The sequence below is a fragment of the Paenibacillus sp. FSL K6-2393 genome (assembly GCF_038002545.1).
Lineage (GTDB): Bacteria > Bacillota > Bacilli > Paenibacillales > Paenibacillaceae > Paenibacillus.
This window is the reverse complement of the sequence record NZ_JBBOCU010000001.1, coordinates 1296858-1320497: the sequence shown is the minus strand read 5'-3', so window position 1 is coordinate 1320497 and position 23640 is coordinate 1296858. Positions and strand designations below refer to the sequence as shown.

The window sequence follows — 23640 nt, the reverse complement described above, 5'->3', positions numbered from 1 at the left end:
ATTGTGGTTGAACTTATAATGTACTCATCCTAATGGTAACAAAACGTTCAGACACCCCTCACCGTCCGAACGGATTAAGCTTATATCAACCAAAAGCGGTGTCCCGGACAACTCTGGACACCGCTTTTGTCATTTTTGTATTACAGATACAACAACCGGCACTATTCTTGCGAAGGTCCCGCAGCAATCCATGACAACAACCCGTACGTATGCTTGCAATCTGCCGTACGTGACACCTCAAGTACCGCTTCGTCCTCACTCTGCGAGAGCAGGGAGATTTGGAATCCCCGATCATTGCTCATGCCCACAATCACATAATGTTCTGAAGCAAATGACTCTTCAAAAACAACCGTTACCTCTGTGCTTACTTCACTCTCTGGCAGTACAAAAGCTTCCATTCCGAATTGTTGCACAACCGGTTGTTTACTTACGCTGCGAACGGGCTGGAAGGCCAGATGGTTGGCCTGAACTGCCCCCGATTGCAACTGGCTGCTGCCCACGGCATCATCACACAGATGCTCCTGTGTAATCGATTGTTTACTTAACATAAACTCCGTAATTTCAGCGATCTCCTGTGACCGTTCAAGCTGTGGTTGCTGAGCCTGATCTGCCTGATCCGCCTGATCTGTCGTGAACAAAGCTGCCGGTGATTCGCCAAGCTGATCTGTTTGGGATATCAGGTCTTGTTGTTGCTCCAGACCAGCACTCGGTAATGCCTCGACGATTACCTGCTGTGATTGCTGTACACCTTCATTTTCTGGTTGAAACAATCCCTCTTGTCTTTTGATAGCTGCCAGTTGCTCCAGCGTTTCTCCACTGAACTGACGAATCGCATTCCATATCTCTTCGCTCAGATGCGCTGGACCTACAATCCCCGCATTCAAGTGATTAGAGGTAATACTCTGCTCACTCAGTTTGCTGCCGTTCACGCTGCCATCGGCCAATTTGGCACTTGTGACAGACCCATTTTGCAGATGAACCCCGCTTACTGCTTCCTCTTCCAGATGAGTTGTGCGAATACTGCGTTCTTGAATATGATCAGCATGTATGGTTCCATCCTGAATATGACGAGTTTGCACACTTTTGTCTGCTATGTGGATAGCCGATACCGCACCTTCAAGCAATTTATTACCGTTTACACTGCCGTCAGCCATTTTGGCACTTGTTATGGAACCATTGTGCAGGTGAATCGCACTTACCGATTCCGCTTTGAGGTGGGAGATCCCAATGCTTCGCTCTTGAATATGGTCAGCATGTATGGCTTTCTCTTGGATATGACGGGATTGCACACTTCCATTGGCAATATGGACATCCGACACCGCATCTTCAAGCAGTTTGTCGCTGCTCACACTGCCATCCGCCAGTTTGGCACTCGTTACGGACCCATCTTGCAGATGAATCTCACTTATTGCTTCCTCCTCCAGATGGGACGTACCAATGCTATGCTCCAGAATATGATCAGCAAGGATCGCTCCTGCCTGGATATGGCGAGTTTGCACACTTTCCGATGCGATATGGCTCCCCAATACAGCATCTTCGAGCAATTTGCTGCCGCTAATGCTACCGTCAGCCAATTTGGCACTTGTGACGGACCCATTTTGCAGATGAACCGCACTTACTGCTTCCTCTTCCAGATGGGCTGTGCCGATGCTTCGCTCCTGAATATGATCAGCTTGAATGGCTCCTGCCTGAATATGCCCGGATTGCACACTTTCCGATGCGATATGAATCCCGGATACCGTACCTTCGAGTAACTTGCTGCCAGTTATACTACCATCCGCCAGTTTGGCACTCGTTACAGATCCATTTTGCAGGTGAATCGCACTTACTGCTTCCTCCTCCAGATGGGTTGTGCCGATGCTCCGCTCCTGAATATGGTCAGCATGAATGGCTCCTGCCTGAATCTTACTGGATTGTACACTATCGTCTGCAATGTGGATCTCTGATACTGCTCCTTCAAGCAACTTGCTGCCGGTTACACTGCCGTCGGCCAACTTGGTACTTGTTACAGATCCATTTTGCAGATGAATGGCAGTTACTGCTTCCTGTTCCAAGTGAAGCATGCCAATACTGTGCTCCTGAATATGGTCAGCAAGGATTACTCCTGCCTGGATATGGCGGGATTGCACACTTTCAGAGGCGATATGGATTCCTGACACCGCATCTTCGATCAACTTACTGCCGGTTACACTGCCGTCGGCCAGTTTGGCACTGATGACAGACCCATTTTGCAGGTGAATCGCACTTACTGCTTCCTCCTCCAGATGGGTTGTGCCGATGCTCCGCTCCTGAATATGGTCAGCATGAATGGCCCCTGCCTGAATATGCCCGGTTTGCACACTTTCGGACGCAATATGAGCACCCGATACGGTTCCTTCAAGCAATTTGCTGCCGTTTATACTGCCATCCGCCAGTTTGGCACTTGTTACAGATCCATTTTGCAAATGAATCGCACTTACAGACTCCTCATCCAGATGAACTGAGCCAATACTGCACTCTTGAATATGATCAGCAAGGATTGCTCCTTCTTGGATATGACGGGTTTGCACACTTTCATTGGCAATGTGATTAGCCGATACGCTTCCTGCGGCTAATTTGCTGCCATCCACACTACCCGTTGCTAGTTTGGAGCGTGTTACAGATTCATCCTGCAAAATAATCGTACTTACCGCTTCTTCTTCCAGATGAGATGTTCCGATGCTGCGTTCATGGATATGATGAGGAAGAATCTCACCATCTTGAATATGACGGGAATGCACAGCTCCTTGCTGCAGGTGAACAGCACTTGTCGACTCTGCCTGAAGATGCAAACCACTGATCAAACCTGGCTGAAGGTGAGCTGCTGTAATGGATAAAGGTGCCAGATGGTCTGTTTCGACAGATCCGGGTGCCAAGTGATGCGATGTGACCACCTGTTCAGCAATATGCTCCTCATGAATGATGTCTGGCTTCAGATGCTGTGAGCTCACTACTTGAGTCCCCAAATGATCAGATTTCACGCTGCCTTCAGCCAGATGGACGGATTGTACAGCGGATGGCTGCAAGTGCTCGCTACCTACAGCAGCCTGTTGCAGTTCTGTTCCGGATACCGAGTCTGCTGTCAAATGGTCCGCACTTATGGAGCCATGCCGAAGTTTGTTGCCGGTAATACTGCCATTAGCAAATAATTCCGGTGAGCGTATCTCTTCCGACAAATGTTCCAGTGAAACGGAATGCTGCTTCAGGTGATACCCACGAATGGTTCCTGCTGGAATATGTTTGGCGTTAATGCTCTCTGCCATAATCTTGGAAGAAGTCACGCTACCGTCTGCCAGTTTAGCCGACGTGACAGCAAAATCCGCCAGTTTATCTGTGGCAACACTTTCTGGTGAGAGCTTGGGGGAAGTAACCGCATGATCTGTTAGATGAGGCGGAAAAATGGACCCGCCAGCCAGCTGGGCTGAAGTTACACTATCAAGAGCCAATTTGTCAGTTGTGACCGCGGCCCGTGCAATCGCATCCGTTTCAACACTGCCCGGCTGGAGATGAGGTACACCTACGGCATGTTCTGTCAGATGTTCTGATTTCACTGCATAAGGTCTCAGGGCCTCGGAACCCACGCTGCCTGGAGCCAGATGTGTACCTGTGACTCCACCACTCGCAAGATGCGAGGATATAACACTTCCCGGGGCAAGCGCTCTGCTACTTACCGATGCCGTTCCAAGCTTTTCTGTTGTCACACTTCCATCCGCGAGTTTAACGTCTGTAACGGCAGCATCCTGCAATTCATACGTACCCACGGCCGACTCTGCAAGATGCCGCTCACACACCACGTCGTCTGCGAGAGCATCTCCAGACACACTTCCGGCAGATAGATGAGTTGCCTCGATGCTTCCACTTGCAATGTGAATGGAGTGAATTGCGGAATTGTCCACATGTACCGGTGTGATTCCCCGATTCGCAATGTGTTCCGCACGAATGGACCCCTTGGCAAGATGTTTACCTTGTACGGCTTCATCCGCAATTTTGGAAGAAATGACGCTCTGATCAGAGATCTTGGATGCCGTAATGGACTGCTCCAGCAATTTTGCTGTTCCCACAGACTGGTCTGCCAGTTTGCTGCTGGTTACTGCACCTTCCGTCAAATGCTCATTGCCCACTTCTCCATTGCCAATCTGCTCCTTGCCAACGGAATGAGCACGAATCTGACTTGATCCGATTGAACCGTCCAGTAGATGTCTTCCAGTTAATGAACCCTCAGCTAAATGTCTTGTTTGTATGGATCCATCCTCTATCTGGTCACTTCCAATACTGCCATTTAATAGTTGTGAACGACCGACAGACCCTTCTGCCAGATGTGTCTGTTTAACAGCACCTGCCTGAATATGGTGAGACTCGATGGAGTGTTCTTCGATTTTGCTGCCTGTGACAGCAGCTTCCCGAATTTTGGATGTAGTCACTGCATCGTCAGCCAGTTTGGAGGTATTCACAGCTCCTCCCGTGAGATGCCTTGTATCCACGCCGCTAATCGCGATCTTGTCTCCAGTTACGGCATGATTCTTGATTAATTCTTCCGTTACCAGCATGCGGCTGAGATGTCTTGTGCTGATGGAACCGTCGGCAATTTTGGCCGAATCGATGACCTGGTTGCCAAGCTTCTGAGAAGTAATACTGCCATCTCTGATTTTCTCACCGGCAATAGAAGCATTTCGTATTTTATGACCAGACACAGAGCCGTCAATCAGGTGCTCCTCAGATACAGACGCTTCCGCTAGTTTCGCCGAAACAATGGCCCCGTCTGCAATGTGAATGCTGGTCACCGCATAATCCTGCAATGCTTCACTGCCGACCGCATCCGGTTTCAGCTTGGAAGCATCCACAGAGAAAGGAGCCAACTTGCTCTCCGTAACAGCAAATTCACTCAAGTCGTCCGTGTAGATGTAGTGTCCGGTATGACCCGGCATCTGGTTTTGGTTCAAGATTTGCAGCCGATCCTTGCTTGTTATCTCCTGCTTGTTGATGTCCTGCTCTTCTTCCAGAGCAACCGGAGCCACGCTGCTAACCTGAATCTGCTTTTCCGAGCTATCTTGTGTCTCAACTTCCTTGCGATCAGACTCTACGGGTTCCGACTTGATTTTGGCTTCGATCTCTAGCTCTTCCAGCTCGTTTGTTGAAGCAGGTAGCTCCGTTGATTCGAATAGGAATTCTTCCGACTCCTGAACAGCTCTCGAATCCCTTTTATTCGTATTCAAGCGTTCTTCCCTATTCACAGTGAAACCTGAGTTCATCTTATCTGCCCGGCGATCAGTCAGTTCCAATTCCTTAAATTTCGGGCTCACATGCCGCAGTTTCGGCGTCGGGACCTTCTTTTTGCCATTTTTACTCATGCAGCTTGCTCCTTCCTCTAACGTTCGTCTCCGGCATCATATGCTTCCATATGGGCATCTGCCACTTCATTTATGACTTTTGCGGATTCCAGAGCACGAATGTACAGGCGTCAAGACAGGAACGTTCGATGATCTCCGTGGAAATAGGCGTGTCAGGGCTGCAGAGGAAAGGCGGCTGTCCACGCCCCCGTCCCAGTCATGTCATAGGATATTATGTCTAGGTCGTGTCTGAAAACTCGCTGAAGTGCATCTTTCACCGTCTTTTCGCCCCCTGCTGCGTCACTTTCCCTTAACGTGCCCCGGCATGCCTGCAGAAAACTTCCTTGCTTGGAACGAAAATTCGGCAAAACCTGCTTCCTTCGGAGTCTTAGACACGCCCTGAGCAAGCACTAGTGCTTGGCGATGCATCTTATACACCGGTCTGCGTTATCGCGATGTCTGAGCCATGCGGTGACAGGCCGGCATTCCATGAATGGACGATCCATGGTCGCGATAACATCGAAGGAGGAACGGTCATGCTCCAAGAAACGATCGGCATTATGTTCGATTCACGCATGTACCGGGGGATACCGGCCGGAAGGACCGGTCAGGAATCACTCGCGAATTATGAACAGGCAGCGGCCAGTTATGGATTAACCCCCTGCTTTTTGAGGCTGGAAGATATCGATTCGGATCAAAAAACATGTCTTGCCTATGTTAAAAAAGAAGGCAGATATGTTCGTGAGCGCATGCCACTGCCCTCCGTCATTCATAACCGATCACTCCAGCTTCGCCGGACGGAACAGCATCAGATTACCAAGCTCATGTTGCAGGGTATCCAGGTATTCAACGTTCGCAACCGGTATCGTAAAGATCACATTCATGACATGCTTCATCAGGACCTCGCCTTGCGAGAACACCTACCCCATGCAGTTAAAGCTACGCCAGAGTCTCTGGCCTATATGATGGAACAATATGATGACCTCGTCATCAAACCATGCAGCGGCAGCATCGGTCATGGTATTATGCGAGTCTTTGAGCGAGATGGACAGTGGAAACTAACCTGTGAGACGAAGGCTGCACGCAAAGGGTGGGCTACCTTCCGGTTGAGCAAAGGACAGCTTCCTTCCGCCACCCTAAGGCGGATCTTTCGCCATGCCTACCTCATTGAAGAGCGTATCCCACTGGTACGTTATGAGGGCAGGCCGGTAGATTTGCGGGTATCTGTACAACGTGGCAGCGACGGTCTTTGGGGAATAACAGGCATGTTTGCCAAAGCGGCTCCTGCCCATACATTTGTCAGCAATATCGCCCAGGGCGGTAAAGTCATGAAGCTCGCAGAGGCCCTTGGATTAGGAGAATCTGGCTTCGACCTGGCTCGACTGGAATACAGAATCGGACTCGTTGCACTTCGAATTGCCCAGAACCTGGCGGCCAGTCTGCCACATCTGGCTGATCTGGGCCTTGATCTCGGGATAACGCGCAGCGGTCAGATCTATTTTATTGAATGCAATGGACGGGATCAGCGTTACGGATTTCGCAAGGCGGGAATGTCGGAACACTGGAAGACAACGTACAGCAAACCGATGGCTTATGGGCGTCTGCTGCTGGAACAAAATTCGATGATACCGAGACAACCGCAGACATACGATAGGAGACTATATTGATTTCGTGTGCATTCTGTGTCAATATTATGCAGAACGGCCGGTCTTGCCGGCCTTGAAGTTCGCATTAACCCTAAGGGGGATATTCATGGCAAAAACGCTGTTGCGATTAATGACCGAGCTTTCTTCGCGCAAATGGATCTCCCGGACTGTGGGAGCCTTTTCCAAAAGCCGGGGAAGTAAGGCATTTATCCCTTATTTTGTCCGGACCTACGACATCCCTGTTCAGGAGGCCGAGAAAGACTGGAAGGAATACCGTTCACTGAACGATTTCTTTACCCGCAAATTAAAGCCGGGCATGCGCCCGTTGGAACTTTCAGAGCATGCACTGATCAGCCCGGTAGATGCCAAGATTACGGCAGCCGGTCCAATATCTGCAGGGACACTCCTGAATGTTAAGGGACAAAATTATACACTTGCTGAATTATTAAACCATTCTCCCCATCTGGAGAAGTACAAGCACGGGTACGGGTTCGTCCTCTATCTCAGCCCTCGCGACTATCACCGCATTCATGCACCTGTCAGCGGCCGCAAAATAGAGAGCGAACACATCAAGGGCAAAGTTTATCCCGTGAATGACTTTGGCCTGACCCATATGAGATCCGTGCTTAGTCGAAATGAACGACTCATTACGTATATCGCACACGATTACGGTGAAGTGGCGGTTGTCAAAGTAGGTGCGATGAACGTGAGTAGCATACAGTATGCTGATACGGACACAAGTACCTGGGCACAGGGCGATGATCTGGCCTATTTTGAATTCGGTTCCACCGTTGTTCTGCTGACGCAGAGCGGCACATTCGAACCAAACCCGGGCTTACAGCCAGGCGATTCGGTCAAAATGGGCGCATTGCTTGGTCGTTTGAAACCGAAGAACTAATGAGTCCATACGCAAATAAAGAGGATGGCGCAGCACCTGTAACCAGGTATTGCGCCATCCTCTTTATGCTTTCATATTCATCCATGTATACATGCAATACGAAGCTTCGCTCCGTCGTTATTGGTCTGCTGAGTTCTCCTCAAAACCACACATCTTGCAAGTCCTCTGCCGGTTTGAAGCGACGCAGACGGTTCCGGAAAATATTGCATCCCTTCGTAGAGCATCCCCGGTTGCGGACCCGACGTTTTCCGTTCATCACAAGTTCCCCCTTTTGGTCATCTGGAATGCTAGATAATTACCCTTGCGTTCCAGACTTGAAACGGTTTCTTGTTTTTCTCATCAGAATTTTAACGAATCTCGGACGGGCTTTTGCCGGTATATTGCTTGAACTGACGACTGAAGAAGAAAATATCCCGGTAACCCAGAGCATCCGCCACTTCGGTCACATTCATGCCGGTATGCACCAGCAGATGTTCCGCCCGTTCAATACGCATGCGGATAATATAAGATTGCACCGATGATCCCACCAGTTCCTTGAACTTGATCGAGAAGTATCGGGGCGATAAGCCAGCCCGCGCAGCCAGATCTTCCACCCGATGCGTAATCCCCGGATGCTGACGCACATAATTGGCGACCTCCTGGATGACATCAGACAACTGATTGCTTACCTTTTTCTCCACAGGTTCTTCCGTATCGGCGCGCAGCAAATGAATCATCAATTGCTTCAGAATCAATCGGCTCTCTTCATCACGTCCGTACACATCCGATAAGAACAGTCTTACATAACGTGCCAGCAAATGCTCAAACTCCACCGTTTCCTGTACCTCGCGATAGGACTGGGGAACATCATCAACAGGCACGTCCACATCAAAGTGAATATACGTAAGTACCAACGGTTTTTGCTTATTATGTGTTGCAGTAGGATGATCTCCTGGCCTGAACAGAAAACAACTACCCTTGCCAACTTCATACGACTGGTCATTCAGTACAAGCGTTCCTTCACCACTCCATACATAAAATAAATCATAGTTTTGCATCGGTTTTTCCCGTTTCTGCCACTTCCAGCCCGGTTCACAGACAATTTTGGCGACAGCGGGCAAAATAACAAATGATGACGGCGATGCCTGCAGCATGTCGCCACTCCCCCTTGATAGTTAATCTCTCTGCATATGGCATCATGCTGATCTGAATCTCACTTCTTCAATCAAGGCCATATGTATTTCAGCATCTTGCATGGTTCAATACAACTTGCTCATATATGATCTCTGCTCCTACAGGAGCGAAATGTCTTATCCCATTATACAGCGGAATTCACCGAAACGAAAATGTGCACTTCTCCCAGGCTAGCCGCATTCGCCGGATTCCCTCTGTCATCTCTTCTTTCTCCAGATGTGCAAAAGCAAAACAGGCCGCCGGATGACCTGAAGTCAGCCGATATCGCTCTGCATCACGGAACAATATGCCATCCTCCTCGGCAAGCTTTTTAAATCGCTGATAACTGTCCACATCGCCATTCCAGGTAGCATAGATATGCAGTCCTGCATCACCAAGTTGCATCGTGAATGCTTCAGGCAACTGTAGTTCCATCTCTCGCACAAAAAAATCATGCCGTTCCCCGTATAACCGGGTTAACCGTCGTAAGTGCCTCAGGTAACCTCCTCGGGTCATAAACTTCGCCAGTGCGCGCTGCTCCAGCAGTGCGGGAGGTACCGGTTCATACAACGCCTTGGCGGCAAGGAGAGGTTCTACCAGACCAGGTGGCAGTACGGCATAGCCAAGTCGGAACGAAACAACCATCGTTTGTGAGAATGAACCAACGTAGATGACGCGCTGTTCACGATCAAGCACTTTGAGGGGTTCAATTGGTCTTCCGCCCCATCGGAATTCACTGTCATAATCATCTTCAATAATGACCGCATTACGCTTTGAGGCCCACGCAAGCAAGGCACGTCTTCTGTCCAACCCCAGCACGGCCCCTGTTGGAAACTGCCGGGTAGGGGTGACAAATAACGTCTGTGCCTCCCAAGGCTGAGGAATAATGCCTGCAGCATCCACCTCTGCCGGGATGATATGCCCACCACAGGACTTGACGGCATGGGCGATACCCGGATACCCCGGATTCTCTAATACAACTGCTGTATTCTCCGTTATCAGCAATTGAGATAGCAGGGTGATGCCTTGCATTGAACCACTGAACAATACAATCTGAGAGGGTTCAGCCTGGATACCACGTGTCCATCTGAGATGGGAGGCGATGGCCTCACGCAGCTCCGGATCACCGGCTACACCGCTCGATTCTCGCCAACCACTGCGATGAACCGCAGCGAGTGCACTCTTCCACTCCCCTAACGGGAAATGTTCTGCAGGCATGCGCTGCATTTGAAAATTAATGACGGACGGCTTCGTTGAATACATCTGAGTCCGCAGGACTTCATGTTGCGTATTCAACCGCTGTACTCGTTCGCCCCAGGCAGACAACTTGAGAACGGCTTCCTGTTTTTTATTTTCCTGAGTGGATAATGTTTCGGTTACAAATGTACCTCTTCCCCGATGTGCATGGACATAACCATCTGCAAGCAGCATGTCGTATACCTGAGCTACCGAACCACGTGACATCTCATATTGCCTTGCCAACTCACGGGTGGAAGGAAGCCGCGTGCCTCCTACCAATGTGCCTGCATGAATGGCATCACGTAACGCATGGTACAGTGCCTCATACTTGTATCGATGCTGAAGTTCATAGGTATCCATGGGCAGCCACAATTCCATCATGCACCTCTCTTCATTTTTCTTCATTATGTGATCCCTGACGAATTGGCCTACTAAAGTGAATGTAAATTGGATCTATTTCATTGTCAATGTATGAACTATTGTTATCCATAAGATATGGCGTTCTATTATACATTTCAATGATGGGGGAATACACATGAGACGGAAAGAATTCACAGTAGATGAAGAACAGGAGATTACCGCATTTCTGGATCAGTGCTCCTTCGGGTTTCTGGGAACGGTCAGTCCGGACGGACAACCACGGGTTACACCGCTGAATTTCGTATATATGGACGGTTGCTTTTATTTCCACGGCAGTCTGGCTGGTGAGAAGATGAAACAGATCAAGCAGGATTCGTCGGTCAGTTTCACAGTAGCTGAAGAGTTCTCCCTGATTCCATCCTACTTCAGTGATCCTGAGCTTGCTTGTCCGGCGACTTCTTTCTTCAAAAGTGTCATGGCCTTCGGTGAGGCTGAACCGGTTAAAGATCTGGACATCAAAGGTAAGGTACTGCAACGATTTATGGAGAAACTCCAGCCGCAAGGCGGATATGTACCCATTGACGCTACTGACTCGCGTTACACAGGAAACCTCAAAGCTGTAGCCGTAGTCCGAATTATTCCTGAACGGATTAGTGCCAAATTTAAATTTGGACAAAACCTCTCCAGTGAACGATTTGATCATATCAGTGGTCAGTTAGAACAGCGCAATGAAGGAAGAGATACTGAAACTGCTGAAATGATGCGGAAATACTGTCCTTTTCATCAGCAATAAGTTTCATTTCTTGAGGATTACTCCAAGGTTGAATTCAACGATAACCCACCCAAAAACCTTCTGCAACAACGCGGTAAAGCGATATAACTGTCATATTGCGTAATTTCCGTGACGGGGGCATGTCAAGGTGATATAATGTTAGGCAGTTGAATCACAAAGACTTGGAAGGATGAAAAGAATGAATCCACTGGCTGAACAGTTGAACGAAAGTATTCAGACAGGCAGCAGTCACGTCTACTCCATGCTGTCACAGCTTGGCAAAGAAATTTATTTTCCTAAAGAGGGGATCTTGAGTCAATCTGCTGAAGCAGCAAGCTTGGCCAAGACCCATAATGCCACGATTGGTATCGCCCTGGAGGGTGGTGTGCCGATGCATCTTCAGGTTATTCAGGAGAAGCTGTCTGCATTCCAGCCAAAGGATCTGTATCCTTACGCTCCACCTGCAGGCAAACCTGAATTGCGGACCGTCTGGAGAGACAAGATGCTGAAGGAAACGCCTTCCCTGAAAGGCAAAACGTTTGGCAATCCAATTGTAACCAATGCATTAACCCATGGACTAAGTATCGTAGCCGACCTGTTCGCCGATGAAGGGGACGCTGTCATATATCCAGATAAAAACTGGGAAAATTACGAGCTGACCTTCGGAATTCGTCGTCATGGCCAGTTGGTTCATTATCCCCTGTTCGATGATCAGTTGAACTTCAACAGTGATGGTCTGCTTCAGGCTTTGCTTGATCAAAAGGACAAAGGTAAAGCGATCGTGCTGCTCAACTTCCCGAATAACCCTACAGGTTATACGCCTGGAGCCGAAGAAGCAGATGCAATTGTGAACACGATTCGTCAGGCAGCTGAAGCCGGCGTTAACGTGGTTGCTGTAACAGATGATGCCTACTTCGGACTGTTCTTCGAAGATTCCATTCATGAATCCCTGTTTGGCAAACTTGCCAACATTCATCCACGTGTGTTGACTGTAAAAGTGGATGGTGCAACCAAGGAGGAGTTCGTATGGGGCTTCCGCGTTGGATTCATTACGTATGCCCATGAAGATGCAGCCGTTCTGCACGCATTGGAACAAAAAACACTCGGTATTATCCGGGCAACGATCTCCAGTGGCCCGCATCCTTCCCAGACTTTTGTACTGGATGCGCTCAAAGCACCGGAGTTTGAAGCACAGAAACAGGAGAAGTTCGAGATTATGAAAGGCCGCGCCAATAAGGTAAAAGCCATTCTCGATAGCGGCAAGTATGGAGATGCATGGGACTATTATCCGTTCAACTCCGGTTACTTCATGTGCCTGAAGCTAAAAGAAGTTGGCGCTGAAGAACTTCGAAGCCATTTGCTGCACAAATATGGTGTGGGTACAATCGCGCTGGGTGAATCGGATCTGCGAATCGCCTTCTCCTGTATTGAAGAATCCGGATTGGAAGATCTGTATGAAACCATCTATCGTGGAGTTCAGGATCTGCGGACGACTTAGTTAACACAGACCTGTACCCTGAATGATATAAGAACCCTTTGTATAACGGCGACGCTTCATGTCTCTGGATATACGAAGGGTTCTTTTGTGTTTTATCAGCCCAAAAGCGTCAATTTCTGGCTTTACCGGGCATCGGCCCAATCAGCCTACCCCCAAGGCACATAATATACGATGTACGCAAGGGCGTGCCAAACAACCACTTGAAAGGGGAATGACCATGTCTGGAGTTGAAGATACAAGAGGCGGTTATGGATGCGGCGGTTACGGAGGATTTACTAACACAGGTGCCATTCTCGTTCTGTTCATCTTGCTCGTGATTATCACTAAATCGTTCCTCTGTTAGTACCAATACACACTTGCGCGAGAACCAAGTGATCTGATTACAGCAGTAAGAAGGGTATTCCGGGACACAGCCCGGAATACCCTTCTTTGTTAACTTAAGTAGAAGTCACCCTCCACCTCGAACCACCATCTTGGCTGGCGAGAGGTACGAAGGTACGGTCTCTTGTTTACTCGTCTTCTTCTTCCTTCAACCACTTGTTACCTTGCGAACGCCGCATGATCACAATCACCAGTATACCCAAAATAAGTGCTACTCCGGTGACAGTCAGTCCGCTTGCTCCGGCAGCCAGCATAGGCAACCACATGAGCAACGCAGCCAGTGCATGTAGATGGAATATGAATCCCAACACCTGAGAGCGACGACTCTCACCCGAGATCGGATAGATCATAATCCAGAACGACTCACTATGACTGCGACGCAGCGCACCTAACTGAACACCTGCAAGCAACAGGAAGAACAGATACACACCTACACCAAAGTAGCTGCCTGCTGTCCACCAGGATAGTAACATGCCCAATACAACTAGGCGTAACACGATTGAGAACACTTCGGTTCGAATAAACGTTTTGGTAATCAGATATCGGTAAGCTTTCCCTGCATTCCAAGGAAGACCGCTCCCCCATTTGCTAAGCCAGCGACGCGAACTTACTTTCTGTCCGGATGAAGGTACATCCACAAACCAGCCAAGCGTCCGCATAACCCTGCCAGCCTGACCCTGCTCCACCTGAATCAGTCTTTCCCACGCTACCCGATGTTTCACTGGTATACGCAAGGCGACGATGTAGACGACAGCCAGCAACAACAGGAACCATATGCTCCGCTGCGGTGGCTGCCATAGCCATGCGCCAACCGCCAGCACTGCCAGAGCCCAACGCAAGAGACGATATCCTCTTGCTGCCCCGACCTGTACCATTCTTAGCTCTTGCCATGCTCCATAACTGGACAACCCTTTCCACAGCAGCAGGAATACAATGAACCAGCCAAATGGCCGTGCATCCAGATCTGCTCTAACATAGAGAGGCCACAATGTAACAAACACAAGTAACAGGCCCAGACTTTTATAGATAATGCCCCGGGCAAAGCTGTTCTTCAAATATTCCTGCATCCGGTATTCCTGTGGTCGCAGGAACACGATATCTGCCGGAAGCAGATATGTACGATAACTGCTAAACAGCACCAGTGGTGCCAGCAGCAACAATGCAATCCAGCGAATCGGAAATTCCGCCGGAATGTTCTGGACAAACGATGTATACCAGGCGGAGAACGCAATGACGAGAAATAAAAAAACCATAGCTACACCGCTCTGGATTACATATCCCAGATAAGGAAGAATTCCGTTCCAGAATCCTGTGCGTCTTTGCTTCCATAGCAGCTTGAGATCCATGCTCAATCCCTGCCTTGTACGAGGGAATAGAACATGTGCTCCAGCGTGGCATCCGATTCCCCGAATTGGGAGCGCAGTTCATTCAGCGTCCCTTGAGCAATAACCTGCCCACGGTGCAGAACGATAAAACGGTCACAGTAATTTTCAATCGTGGACAGAATGTGTGAACTGAGCAGGATGGATGATCCCGAAGCTTTCATCTCCAGCATAAAATCAAGCAAAGAGCGAATACCCAGCGGGTCCAGTCCCAGGAAAGGCTCATCAATGATGTACAGTGGTGGTCCTGCCACAAAAGCACACATGATCATGACCTTTTGTCTCATCCCCTTGGACAGGTGAGTCGACAGACTTGTACTTTTCTCATTCATACGGAACAGTTCCAGCAGTTTCTCCGTACGTTGTTTGAAATCAGACTCCGACACATTGTACGCTCTTGCCGTAAACTCCAGATGCTCCATCACCGTCATCTCATCATAAAGTTCGGGTGATTCCGGTACAAATGCCATGGCCGATTGGTAGATCTGCGCATCCTCGTCCCGCTTCTTGCCCATCACTCGTACTTCGCCCTGTTGAGGTGTCATCAAGCCGAGGATATGTTTCATGGTTGTACTTTTGCCAGCACCGTTTAAGCCGATTAGTCCGACCATCTCTCCACGTCCGACTTCCAGATCGATGCCGTGAAGGACCGGCCGTTTGGCACTATAGCCTCCGCTTAAACCGCTGATTTGCAGAACAGGCGTTTGAACATTTTCCATCTATCCCTGCACCCCTTTCGTCAGATTCTATTCTTCGGAGCGTGGCGTTTTGTCTTTACTCCACTTGGGTGCTCCCTTGTTTTTACGATCCTGATCGCGCTCCGTGCGGCCAGTATTGCCAGTTGGTTTGTTACCCGCTGGACGCGAATTGGAGATTGTAGCCCGGGTACCGCCATTGCGGCTGCCCTGACCTGGTTTGCGATCTCTGGATTGTCCTGGTTTTCTGGAGAACGAATGTCCCTCAGGCCGCGTGTCCGGACGCGGATCAGCCTCCAGTACTTTACCACCAAAGAGTACACGTTCTGACAGTTCGATTCCGAGTTCGCGTGCGAATTTACGCATAATAAAGATCTGTGTTTCATCCACAATGGACAAAACGATCCCCGAGCGTCCCATCCGGCCTGTACGACCTGCACGGTGAACATAGTGCTCCGAGTCAAAGGCAGGGTCATAGTTAATGACCATTGGCAAGCCTTCGATATCCAGTCCTCTGGCAGCGACTTCGCTGGCAATCAGCAACTGAAGTTTGCCATTACGGAAGGCAGACAATACGTTACTGCGGGTCACTTTGTCAGCATCCCCATACAGCGCAGCAGCGGACAAGCCCAAATGATTCATTTTTGCTTCAACTTCACCAATATCTTCGGTTGCATTCACAAATACGATCGCCCGATCCGGATTGTACTGTCTGACCAGACGACGCAGCATGTCAATTTTGTTCCGGTTTTCTTCTACAAAATAATAATGCTCCAGGCCCGCAGCCGTAGCTCGATCCGGTTCAATTCCGATCTGAACAGGCTCTTTCATCTCACGCTTCGCGAGTCCGGCCGTATTCTCATCAATTGTTGCTGACAGGAAGATCAACTGACGATCCCGCAATGCGCTCTTGAGTACAAAGTTCACGTCACTTACGCCGCCAAGTTGGAACACTTGGTCCGCTTCATCGATAACAATTGTAGAGACGTTGTGCATTTTCAGTTTTTTGAGTGTAATCAATTCTTTCAGTCGTCCCGGTGTACCCACAACCAATTGTGGATGCTCACGCAGCTTCTCGATCTGACGTTTAGCCGCTGCGCCACCAATCAGACCTAATACGCCGATCTTGCGTTCTTCCCCGTAGCGCTGTGCCTCACGTACAATCTGCATCGCCAGCTCTTGTGTAGGTGCAATAATGAGTTTCTGCGTACCTTTGATATCCATTTTGATGGATTGTAACAGTGGCAGCAGATATGCCAGCGTTTTTCCTGTTCCCGTCTGGGATTTGGATACGACATCTCGACCTTCCAAAATAACCGGGATCGTCTGAGCCTGTACAGGTGAGGGTTCGTTTATGCCATGTTTCGCCAAAACGGCCTCCAGATCCTGTTCCACGCCAATTGAAGCAAATGTTTGATTCGTCATGTATGTCCATCCTTTTAATTTTATTCATTTTGATGCTAGCCCTGCTTGTACTTACTAAAACCGAAGCCTGTCATCACATTACCTTTCATTATATGCGAAAAAAGCCCGTGTACCAAATCTTATTCCAGAATTGTATGTATACACGCCAAAAAAAAGAAAAGCCCCTCGGCGGAGCCTTTCTTTCATTCCGTATATGATGCCTCGTATCACATTTACTTCTGATTCATTACACCGTGCGACAATCGATCTGCAAGACGAGGAAATAGCTGGTACAACCATATGCCAGCAGAAGCAAGTCTTGGCAGATTCACTTCTTCCTTGCGCTTTTTCATCGCCCGAATCATATGACCCGCAACGTCTTCCGGTTTCAACATCATCCAACGTACATTATTCACATAATTGCCAGATGGGTCAGCCCGATGGAAAAATGGTGTATCAATCGGACCAGGATTAATCGTTGTCACCATGACGCCAGTCTTGCGAAGCTCTTGACGCAGCGCATTACTAAATCCGAGTACAGCATGTTTTGTAGCTGTATAGGAAGCGGATTTGGCTGTACCGATTTTGCCAGCCATGGAGGCCACGTTCACAATCTGACCTTTGCCCCGTTCCAACATTTGTGGAAGCACTGCTTTGGTGCAGCGGACAATGCCCATGTAATTAACGTCCATCATCTCATCGAATTCCTGTACAGACATCTCTGTCATCGCTGCGAATTTCCCGTAACCTGCGTTGTTCAGCAAAATGTCAATTCGTCCGTATTTATGCAATATCGCCTCCACAGCTGCCTGAACCTGCTCACTATCCGTAACATCAAGCGTGAGTAATTCATGCGGCCCTTTCAGCGAGGCACCAATCTCTTCCAGCTTGTCCCGCGAACGGGCAGCCAGAATCGGGATGGCTCCTTCTTCTATCAGCATCTGCGCACACAGCGCACCGATACCACTCGATGCACCTGTAATAAACACTACCTGATCTTTCAGCATACCCGATGTCCTCCCGTATTGAACACATATTGCCTCTTGAGGCGTATGGCTCTATTCTACGAGATCATGACCTGAATATCCATCTCACCAATGCCGTCCATCAGCAAAGGAATGCTAAGTGCTTTCGTTGCACTAAATGTAGTCAGATGTTCGGACTTCATCACTTGTGGAGGTGTAATATCAACCACAACACCCTGGTTTGACAGGATGGTGCTGGCATTACCACTGATCATATTACCCAGTTCCGAAATCGCACTTTTACTCATTTCATCCATTTCTGTAATGACAAAACCACCCATCATCGCAGATACAATTTTCAATGCAACTTGTTCATTGATTCCAAATACAATGTTTCCGCTAAGTTGTCCGGTCATTCCGATCACGATCCAGACATGGTCTGCAATGTACTCTACATTTTTCACGCCAAGACTCCCGGTGGAAGGCGAAACCTGGATGAGCTGTTCAAATACGTTCCGTGCCGATTCCAGGAAAGGATTAATCACTTCCGCTTTCACTGTCTATGTCCCCCTCACACTGGGTTATTGGTCACACACCAAAAGTCCCATATTCATTAAATTTATTATACTTTATCACGTACAAGAATTCATTAAGAATTCGTTAAACCATGTGTACTATAATTTATCGTCATCCGTGAGGCAAATGTTTATAGCTGATTCTAGCGAATAAACAGAGCTTTTTACTTCTTTTGAAGAAAGCTTTTCGTTCATTGTGCGTGGCAAAAGGCATTTAGGACTTTATTACTGCTTCTCACAACTGTTAAAAAAATCAAATTCTTTTATTCGCGTTTTTTTCACAGTCTCTTGAACTACTTTTGATCCTTACAATTGCCTTCATTGCTCTGCTGTCCTGAATCACCTATAATTTAAGATAACGGAACAATAACCAGTTACGGGATTTCATCGCACCAAACACTACATAATCAAGATACTTTGCCTGCAAGGAGGTCACCTATGAACATAAGCCAACTGGAGACACTAATTACCATTTCCAAAACGATGAGCTTCCGCAAAGCGGGAGAACTTCTGAACCTGACCCAGCCTGCCGTCTCTGCCCAGATCAAAAGTCTGGAGGACGAATTCAGCACCGTTCTTGTGGATCGGAATCAACCCGTTACCCTGACAGACCGTGGACAGGTATTTCTGGAGCACGCTGAACGGATGCTCGATATCGTTGATGAGTTGAAACAAAAATTGTCCGATCTCGATGAAACGCCTCAGGGACGTATCGTGTTAGGCACAACAACTTCCATTGCTATTCAGATCTTGCCAAGGGTGTTATCCTATTTCCAAGATCAATTCCCGCTGATCAAAACCAGTATCCAATCCCTTCCGTCATCACAGATCTATACCCAGGTCGAAAATGGTCTGGTTGATATTGGTATCGGTTATCTCACGGAGCGTAATCCCAACCTGAATACATCTGTACTGTACTATGACACATTTGAACTCGTGGTATCTCCTTCCCATCCGCTGGCAAAGAAAAAACATGCTGCAGTCGATGTGCTCCGGAGTACACCATTGATTCTGCTATCCCCTGATACAGTAGGCCGACGGTTTACAGAAACCATCTTCAAGAAACATAATATTGAACCTAATATAGTAATGGAGTTGTCGAGCAGCGAAGAAGTGAAACGGATGGTCGAGATTGATCTCGGGGCAGCTGTCATTTCCAAACAATCTGTTGCGCATGAGTTGCGTCAAGGTACATTGCGAATGATACCCTTAAGTGAGCTGGAGGTCAGTCACCCTGTTGGTGTCATCTATAAGTCCAGTCGATACCTTAACTCAGCAATGCAGCAATTCATAAGTGACCTCAAAGGTATGCCGGAAACCCAATTCATCAGTTCAGAATGACAATGAGCCATGAGAAAGGAAGGATTCCATATGAAATTTGATCTTCATACACATCATTTTCGTTGTGGTCACGCAGACGGCAACATCCGCGATTATATAGAGGCGGGTATTAAAGCAGGACTTCAGGCCATCGGTATCTCGGATCATACGCCATACTTTGGCAGTGAGCTTGAGCAGGCATTTCCCCGGATCGCAATGGGCAAGTCGGAATTGCAGCATTATGTGGAAGAAGTCCTTGCTTTGAAAGAAGAGTACGCTGGTAAAATCGATGTGCTGCTCGGCATTGAATCCGACTACTTCCCTGCTTATGCAGAATTGTACCGTACCACACTGGGACAGTATCCTTTTGACTATATTATTGGTTCGGTTCATCATACCGAGGATGTGAGTATCTTCAACAAAACCCGGTGGAATGGACTGAGCAATGCTCGCAAAGTTGAAGTGAAAGAGAGTTATTATTCATTAATCCGGGAATCGGCTCGCAGCGGTATGTTCCAGATTCTTGGACACATTGATGCGATGAAAGGAAATTATCCACCTTTCTCCGAAATTATCGCTGATCAGGCCATTGATGAAACGTTGCAGGTCATTGCAGAATCCAACGTAGCGATTGAAATTAACACATCTGGCAAAACCAAACTCAGCGGTGGCTGGTATCCCTCGGATGCCATTTTGGAACGGGCCCATCATTATGGAGTGAAGGTGACCTTTGGATCGGACGCTCATAAACCGCAGCGGGTGGCAGACGAGCTGGATGACGTTCGTACACGTCTCAAGGAGATCGGATTCACCGACTGGGTGTACTTCAAGCAGAAACAGATGCAGATTGTACCACTGTAAAAAATATCAGACCACATAGAAACCCCCACAGCGCGCTTGTTCACGCTGTGGGGGTTTTGGGTTTAATTCTAAATTAAAAATATTATATAAGGTCAACTGAACATTTACACGATAACGGAGAGGACAGAAATAACTTGAAGAAGCGAAGCGGTCGCCTAAAAGCTTTCTGAAAGAAAGCTGCATCGGAAGGTTATTCTGTCATCGGAGTGGCCAGTGTAAATATTCCACAAGTTAACTTATATGGACAAAAAAAATGAACCCGCTCGCGCGGGTCCCAACAGCATTATCTATTATCAAAAAGGGGGTCATGAGATAAGTTTACCCCCTGTCTGTTAGAGTTCAATTGCAGCTATATTTCAATTGTGTAACAAATGATTGAAGTTCGATTCATTCACGTTTTGACTACTCTTACTCTATGTCATTGCGGCTTGTCAGATACCAGGGTTTGCAGGTCTTTTTCCTGAAGCGGGCGGGCGTATTGTTCCCGGTACATACTGTACACTTTAACATCCATCAGGGATTCTGATTCCTCGTCATCCTCATCATGCAGTCCGAAGGAGGGAAGACTCCGCTCATAGGACATCCCTATTTTGCTTAACACCCGTTGTGAAGATACATTGGCCTCATAACACCGTGCCTCCACCCTCCACAAATGAAGATCGTCAAATCCAAACTGCAACAGTCGCTGTACCGCCTCGGTAGCCACACCCCTGCCCCAACAGGACCTGTTCAGGATGTAACCAATCTGTGCGGTACCATTCTGATCATTCCAGTGCTGGAATGAGGTGATCCCAATCACTTGTTCCTTGCCTCTCCAGCAGATCCCATAATGTAACGAATCCAGCTTGGCGCTGCTGCTCCGTATCTGGTTCAATAACCGTCTCGCCCTGATTGGCGTGGGCTGGCTTCCCCTATTCACATATCTTATGACTTGAGGATCGGAAAAAAGTTCCGATAATGTGCTGTAATCACTTTGACGTAATGATCGCAGGACAAGACGCTCTGTCCACAAAGCCGGCAGACCTTGAACCAGCATTTTTCGGGTAAGCATGACAATCGCTCCTTTTGCCTAAACGGGCTCTAGTCCGGTAAGACAAGCATGCTCTGATGATGATCCGGCGTAATACCATTTGAACTGATCCACGAACTTTAGTATTCGCATTTTAGTATTAATATATTGCATCATTCAATTCCTCACGCTAAAAGGCCCAGATGCTGACTACTCCTGCAGCCCGCGATAGATACCCGTACGAATCTCACGAATATAGAAATCCAATGCAGGAACATTCGCCGACTGTGCAACCTGTACTTCTCGCTCAATATCATAAGGTACCCGCACAAATTGAACATTGAACGGGGTATTGTTATCGTTGCTGTCTTCACCCTCCAGAATACAGTAGGAAGCCTGGGGAAGATCGAGTGGATTACCAACACTGCCTGCATTAAACAGTAACTTGCCGTTCATATACTGCAAGTATGCGTTATGCACATCCCCATAACCTACAACATCTGCAACACCTTGCTCAGGCTCATCAGCCGGAGGATCAAACATTGCCAACCTCTTTTCTATCGCGTCCCACGGCTGTACACGATGGTATACACTTTGAGGTGAAGCATGGACCAGACGGATGGTGCGACCGCTCAGTTGAAATTGATGGCTGAAGGGTAGGCCCGCCAAGTACGCCAATCGTTCCTCACCCAGCCGTTCTGCTTGCCACGTGAAATTCTCGTTGTCTTGGTTAACCGCAACCAGTTCATCCCAATTGCCACGGATAACAAGTTCGCACGTTGCTCTCACCTGATCCACAACCTTTACCGGTTCTGGCCCCTTGCCCACGAGGTCACCAAGACAAAAGATTCGCACCACGCCACGACTTCGGATATCTTCTAACACTGCTTCCCAGGCAGTCATGTTGCCATGAATGTCGGATACAATCGCAATTCTTTCCATCTGGATAACCTCCATTCATGTTGAATCCTTTATGTTTTATATTCATCTTATATTCTTTTATGTGGTTGATCCTTTAAGCTCAAAAACTGTTAATTCTGGTCTGCACAGAAAACGAATGGGCAGTTGAGTCATGCCAAAACCACGATTCACATACACGGGCATCTGTGTCTGGGTGGTGTAATATACCCCCTGGACATCCGTGTAATACAACCCTTGAACATACTTGTGTGAACCTCGCGGAGTTGTCAGTGCCCCGATCCAGGGAAAACGTACCTGTCCACCATGGCTATGACCGGAAAGTTGTAATCCGAAACCATAGGGAGTGGCAATGTCGGCATAATCCGGTTCATGCATAAGTAACAATTTCCACACATCATGATCCAATCCCTTGATGGCTTGGGCAGGATCAGGCCTGCCTGTAAGTGCGTCATCCAGGCCAGCTATGGCCAGACGTTCGCCCCCTTGTTCAATCACCACATGTTCGTTCCGTAACAAAGTGAATCCGGCTTCACGGAACATGGTTGTCACTTCATTCTGCTGTCCGCCCCGATAATCATGATTCCCCAAAACGGCAAATTTGCCATACTTCGCTTGCATGGAGGCGAGTACCGGAATACATTCACGCATCGGCTCTGCTTCCCTCTCGACGATGTCTCCGGTAAAACAAATCAAGTCCGGTTGCTGCTCCTCAATCGTTGCTGCCAGCTTCTTCAGCTCTTTCACCCCGGTATGAAAACCAAGATGGGCATCGCTGAACTGAATGACACGCAAGCCGTCAAATGCCTTTGGAAACTTCGGAAGTTTCAGCTCCACTTGCTTGATCTCCAGACGACGCGGCTCCCATAACCAGGCATAACCTCCTGTGAGCAAACTGGCACCCGCTGTCATCAAAACCATGCGCAATAAGAAACTTCGGCGAGAGGGATCATGATCCTTTTCTTCCCCAGGAAACACAGACTCTTCTGCACCTGGTGCTTTGTGCGAGCGCTGGGACGGCGAGTTGTTGCTGCCCTGACGCGGTGTCTCTGCCATATCTCCCCCTCCTTCTACGCTCTTAATCCATCCCCTTAGTATATCATATTCTGCATGGGTAGCCCGGTTCCTCTGCTTCATTACAAAAAGAAGCCGGGATCTCCGGCATGTTGCTGCACGGGATCACGACTTCTTCTAAGTTGCATATTACACTTCTGCACATG

The 23640-nt window shown here is 48.4% G+C and carries 18 protein-coding genes; 7 read left to right on the top strand and 11 right to left on the bottom strand.

Features of this window, described 5'->3' with window-relative positions:
- Window positions 1–161 precede the first annotated feature (161 nt).
- The gene (locus MHI14_RS05705) at window positions 162–5366 is read right to left on the bottom strand and encodes a WIAG-tail domain (RefSeq protein ID WP_133387050.1); all 5205 of its coding nucleotides are present in this window, start codon (window positions 5364–5366) and stop codon (window positions 162–164) included.
- A 515-nt stretch (window positions 5367–5881) separates the two neighbouring features.
- Between MHI14_RS05705 and MHI14_RS05700 the strand changes: the two genes are divergently transcribed.
- A complete protein-coding gene (locus MHI14_RS05700) occupies window positions 5882–7012 on the top strand; it encodes a YheC/YheD family endospore coat-associated protein (RefSeq protein WP_091037803.1) in 1131 nt (376 codons plus the stop codon).
- Between the two features lie 85 nt (window positions 7013–7097).
- On the top strand, window positions 7098–7889 hold the full coding sequence (asd, locus tag MHI14_RS05695) for an archaetidylserine decarboxylase (protein ID WP_047841263.1): 792 nt from the start codon (window positions 7098–7100) through the stop codon (window positions 7887–7889).
- A 347-nt stretch (window positions 7890–8236) separates the two neighbouring features.
- Here asd and MHI14_RS05690 read toward each other — a convergent pair whose 3' ends face one another.
- A complete protein-coding gene (locus MHI14_RS05690; protein WP_091037805.1) occupies window positions 8237–9022 on the bottom strand; it encodes a helix-turn-helix domain-containing protein in 786 nt (261 codons plus the stop codon).
- A 178-nt stretch (window positions 9023–9200) separates the two neighbouring features.
- Entirely contained in the window at window positions 9201–10658 is a 1458-nt protein-coding gene (pdxR, locus tag MHI14_RS05685; RefSeq protein ID WP_091037806.1) for a MocR-like pyridoxine biosynthesis transcription factor PdxR, read from the bottom strand.
- Window positions 10659–10815: 157 nt separating this feature from the next.
- Here pdxR and MHI14_RS05680 point away from each other — a divergent pair, with 157 nt between their 5' ends.
- From MHI14_RS05680 to MHI14_RS05670, 3 genes are all read left to right on the top strand, one after another.
- Window positions 10816–11433, top strand: coding sequence for a pyridoxamine 5'-phosphate oxidase family protein (locus MHI14_RS05680; RefSeq protein ID WP_091037808.1), 618 nt, complete (start codon window positions 10816–10818; stop codon window positions 11431–11433).
- A 178-nt stretch (window positions 11434–11611) separates the two neighbouring features.
- A complete protein-coding gene (locus MHI14_RS05675) occupies window positions 11612–12910 on the top strand; it encodes an aminotransferase class I/II-fold pyridoxal phosphate-dependent enzyme (protein WP_091037809.1) in 1299 nt (432 codons plus the stop codon).
- A gap of 217 nt (window positions 12911–13127) precedes the next feature.
- Entirely contained in the window at window positions 13128–13253 is a 126-nt protein-coding gene (locus MHI14_RS05670; protein ID WP_206759599.1) for a YjcZ family sporulation protein, read from the top strand.
- Between the two features lie 166 nt (window positions 13254–13419).
- Here the strand turns inward: MHI14_RS05670 and MHI14_RS05665 are convergent, their stop codons facing one another.
- The 5 genes from MHI14_RS05665 to MHI14_RS05645 form a co-directional block, all read right to left on the bottom strand.
- The gene (locus MHI14_RS05665; protein ID WP_091037811.1) at window positions 13420–14637 is read right to left on the bottom strand and encodes an ABC transporter permease; all 1218 of its coding nucleotides are present in this window, start codon (window positions 14635–14637) and stop codon (window positions 13420–13422) included.
- 2 nt (window positions 14638–14639) lie between these two features.
- Complete coding sequence (locus MHI14_RS05660; protein ID WP_091037813.1) at window positions 14640–15392, bottom strand: ABC transporter ATP-binding protein; 753 nt, start codon at window positions 15390–15392, stop codon at window positions 14640–14642.
- Between the two features lie 27 nt (window positions 15393–15419).
- The gene (locus tag MHI14_RS05655; RefSeq protein WP_133387044.1) at window positions 15420–16793 is read right to left on the bottom strand and encodes a DEAD/DEAH box helicase; all 1374 of its coding nucleotides are present in this window, start codon (window positions 16791–16793) and stop codon (window positions 15420–15422) included.
- A 212-nt stretch (window positions 16794–17005) separates the two neighbouring features.
- Complete coding sequence (locus MHI14_RS05650; protein WP_017692466.1) at window positions 17006–17779, bottom strand: SDR family NAD(P)-dependent oxidoreductase; 774 nt, start codon at window positions 17777–17779, stop codon at window positions 17006–17008.
- Window positions 17780–17835: 56 nt separating this feature from the next.
- Window positions 17836–18294 (bottom strand): chemotaxis protein CheX, encoded by a 459-nt coding sequence (locus MHI14_RS05645; RefSeq protein ID WP_036605799.1) that lies wholly within the window; start codon window positions 18292–18294, stop codon window positions 17836–17838.
- A 456-nt stretch (window positions 18295–18750) separates the two neighbouring features.
- On the opposite strand from MHI14_RS05645, the gene MHI14_RS05640 reads away from it, so the two are divergent.
- Together MHI14_RS05640 and MHI14_RS05635 are read left to right on the top strand one after the other, a co-directional pair.
- Window positions 18751–19653: a LysR family transcriptional regulator gene (locus MHI14_RS05640; RefSeq protein ID WP_036605798.1), complete on the top strand. Its 903-nt coding sequence runs from the start codon at window positions 18751–18753 to the stop codon at window positions 19651–19653.
- Window positions 19654–19683: 30 nt separating this feature from the next.
- Window positions 19684–20493 (top strand): histidinol-phosphatase, encoded by an 810-nt coding sequence (locus MHI14_RS05635; RefSeq protein ID WP_249912854.1) that lies wholly within the window; start codon window positions 19684–19686, stop codon window positions 20491–20493.
- Window positions 20494–20911: 418 nt separating this feature from the next.
- Here MHI14_RS05635 and MHI14_RS05630 read toward each other — a convergent pair whose 3' ends face one another.
- The 3 genes from MHI14_RS05630 to MHI14_RS05620 form a co-directional block, all read right to left on the bottom strand.
- The gene (locus MHI14_RS05630) at window positions 20912–21544 is read right to left on the bottom strand and encodes a GNAT family N-acetyltransferase (protein ID WP_341129994.1); all 633 of its coding nucleotides are present in this window, start codon (window positions 21542–21544) and stop codon (window positions 20912–20914) included.
- 168 nt (window positions 21545–21712) lie between these two features.
- Window positions 21713–22444 (bottom strand): metallophosphoesterase family protein, encoded by a 732-nt coding sequence (locus tag MHI14_RS05625; protein ID WP_091037819.1) that lies wholly within the window; start codon window positions 22442–22444, stop codon window positions 21713–21715.
- 57 nt (window positions 22445–22501) lie between these two features.
- The gene (locus MHI14_RS05620) at window positions 22502–23476 is read right to left on the bottom strand and encodes a metallophosphoesterase (protein ID WP_341129993.1); all 975 of its coding nucleotides are present in this window, start codon (window positions 23474–23476) and stop codon (window positions 22502–22504) included.
- Window positions 23477–23640 lie beyond the last annotated feature (164 nt).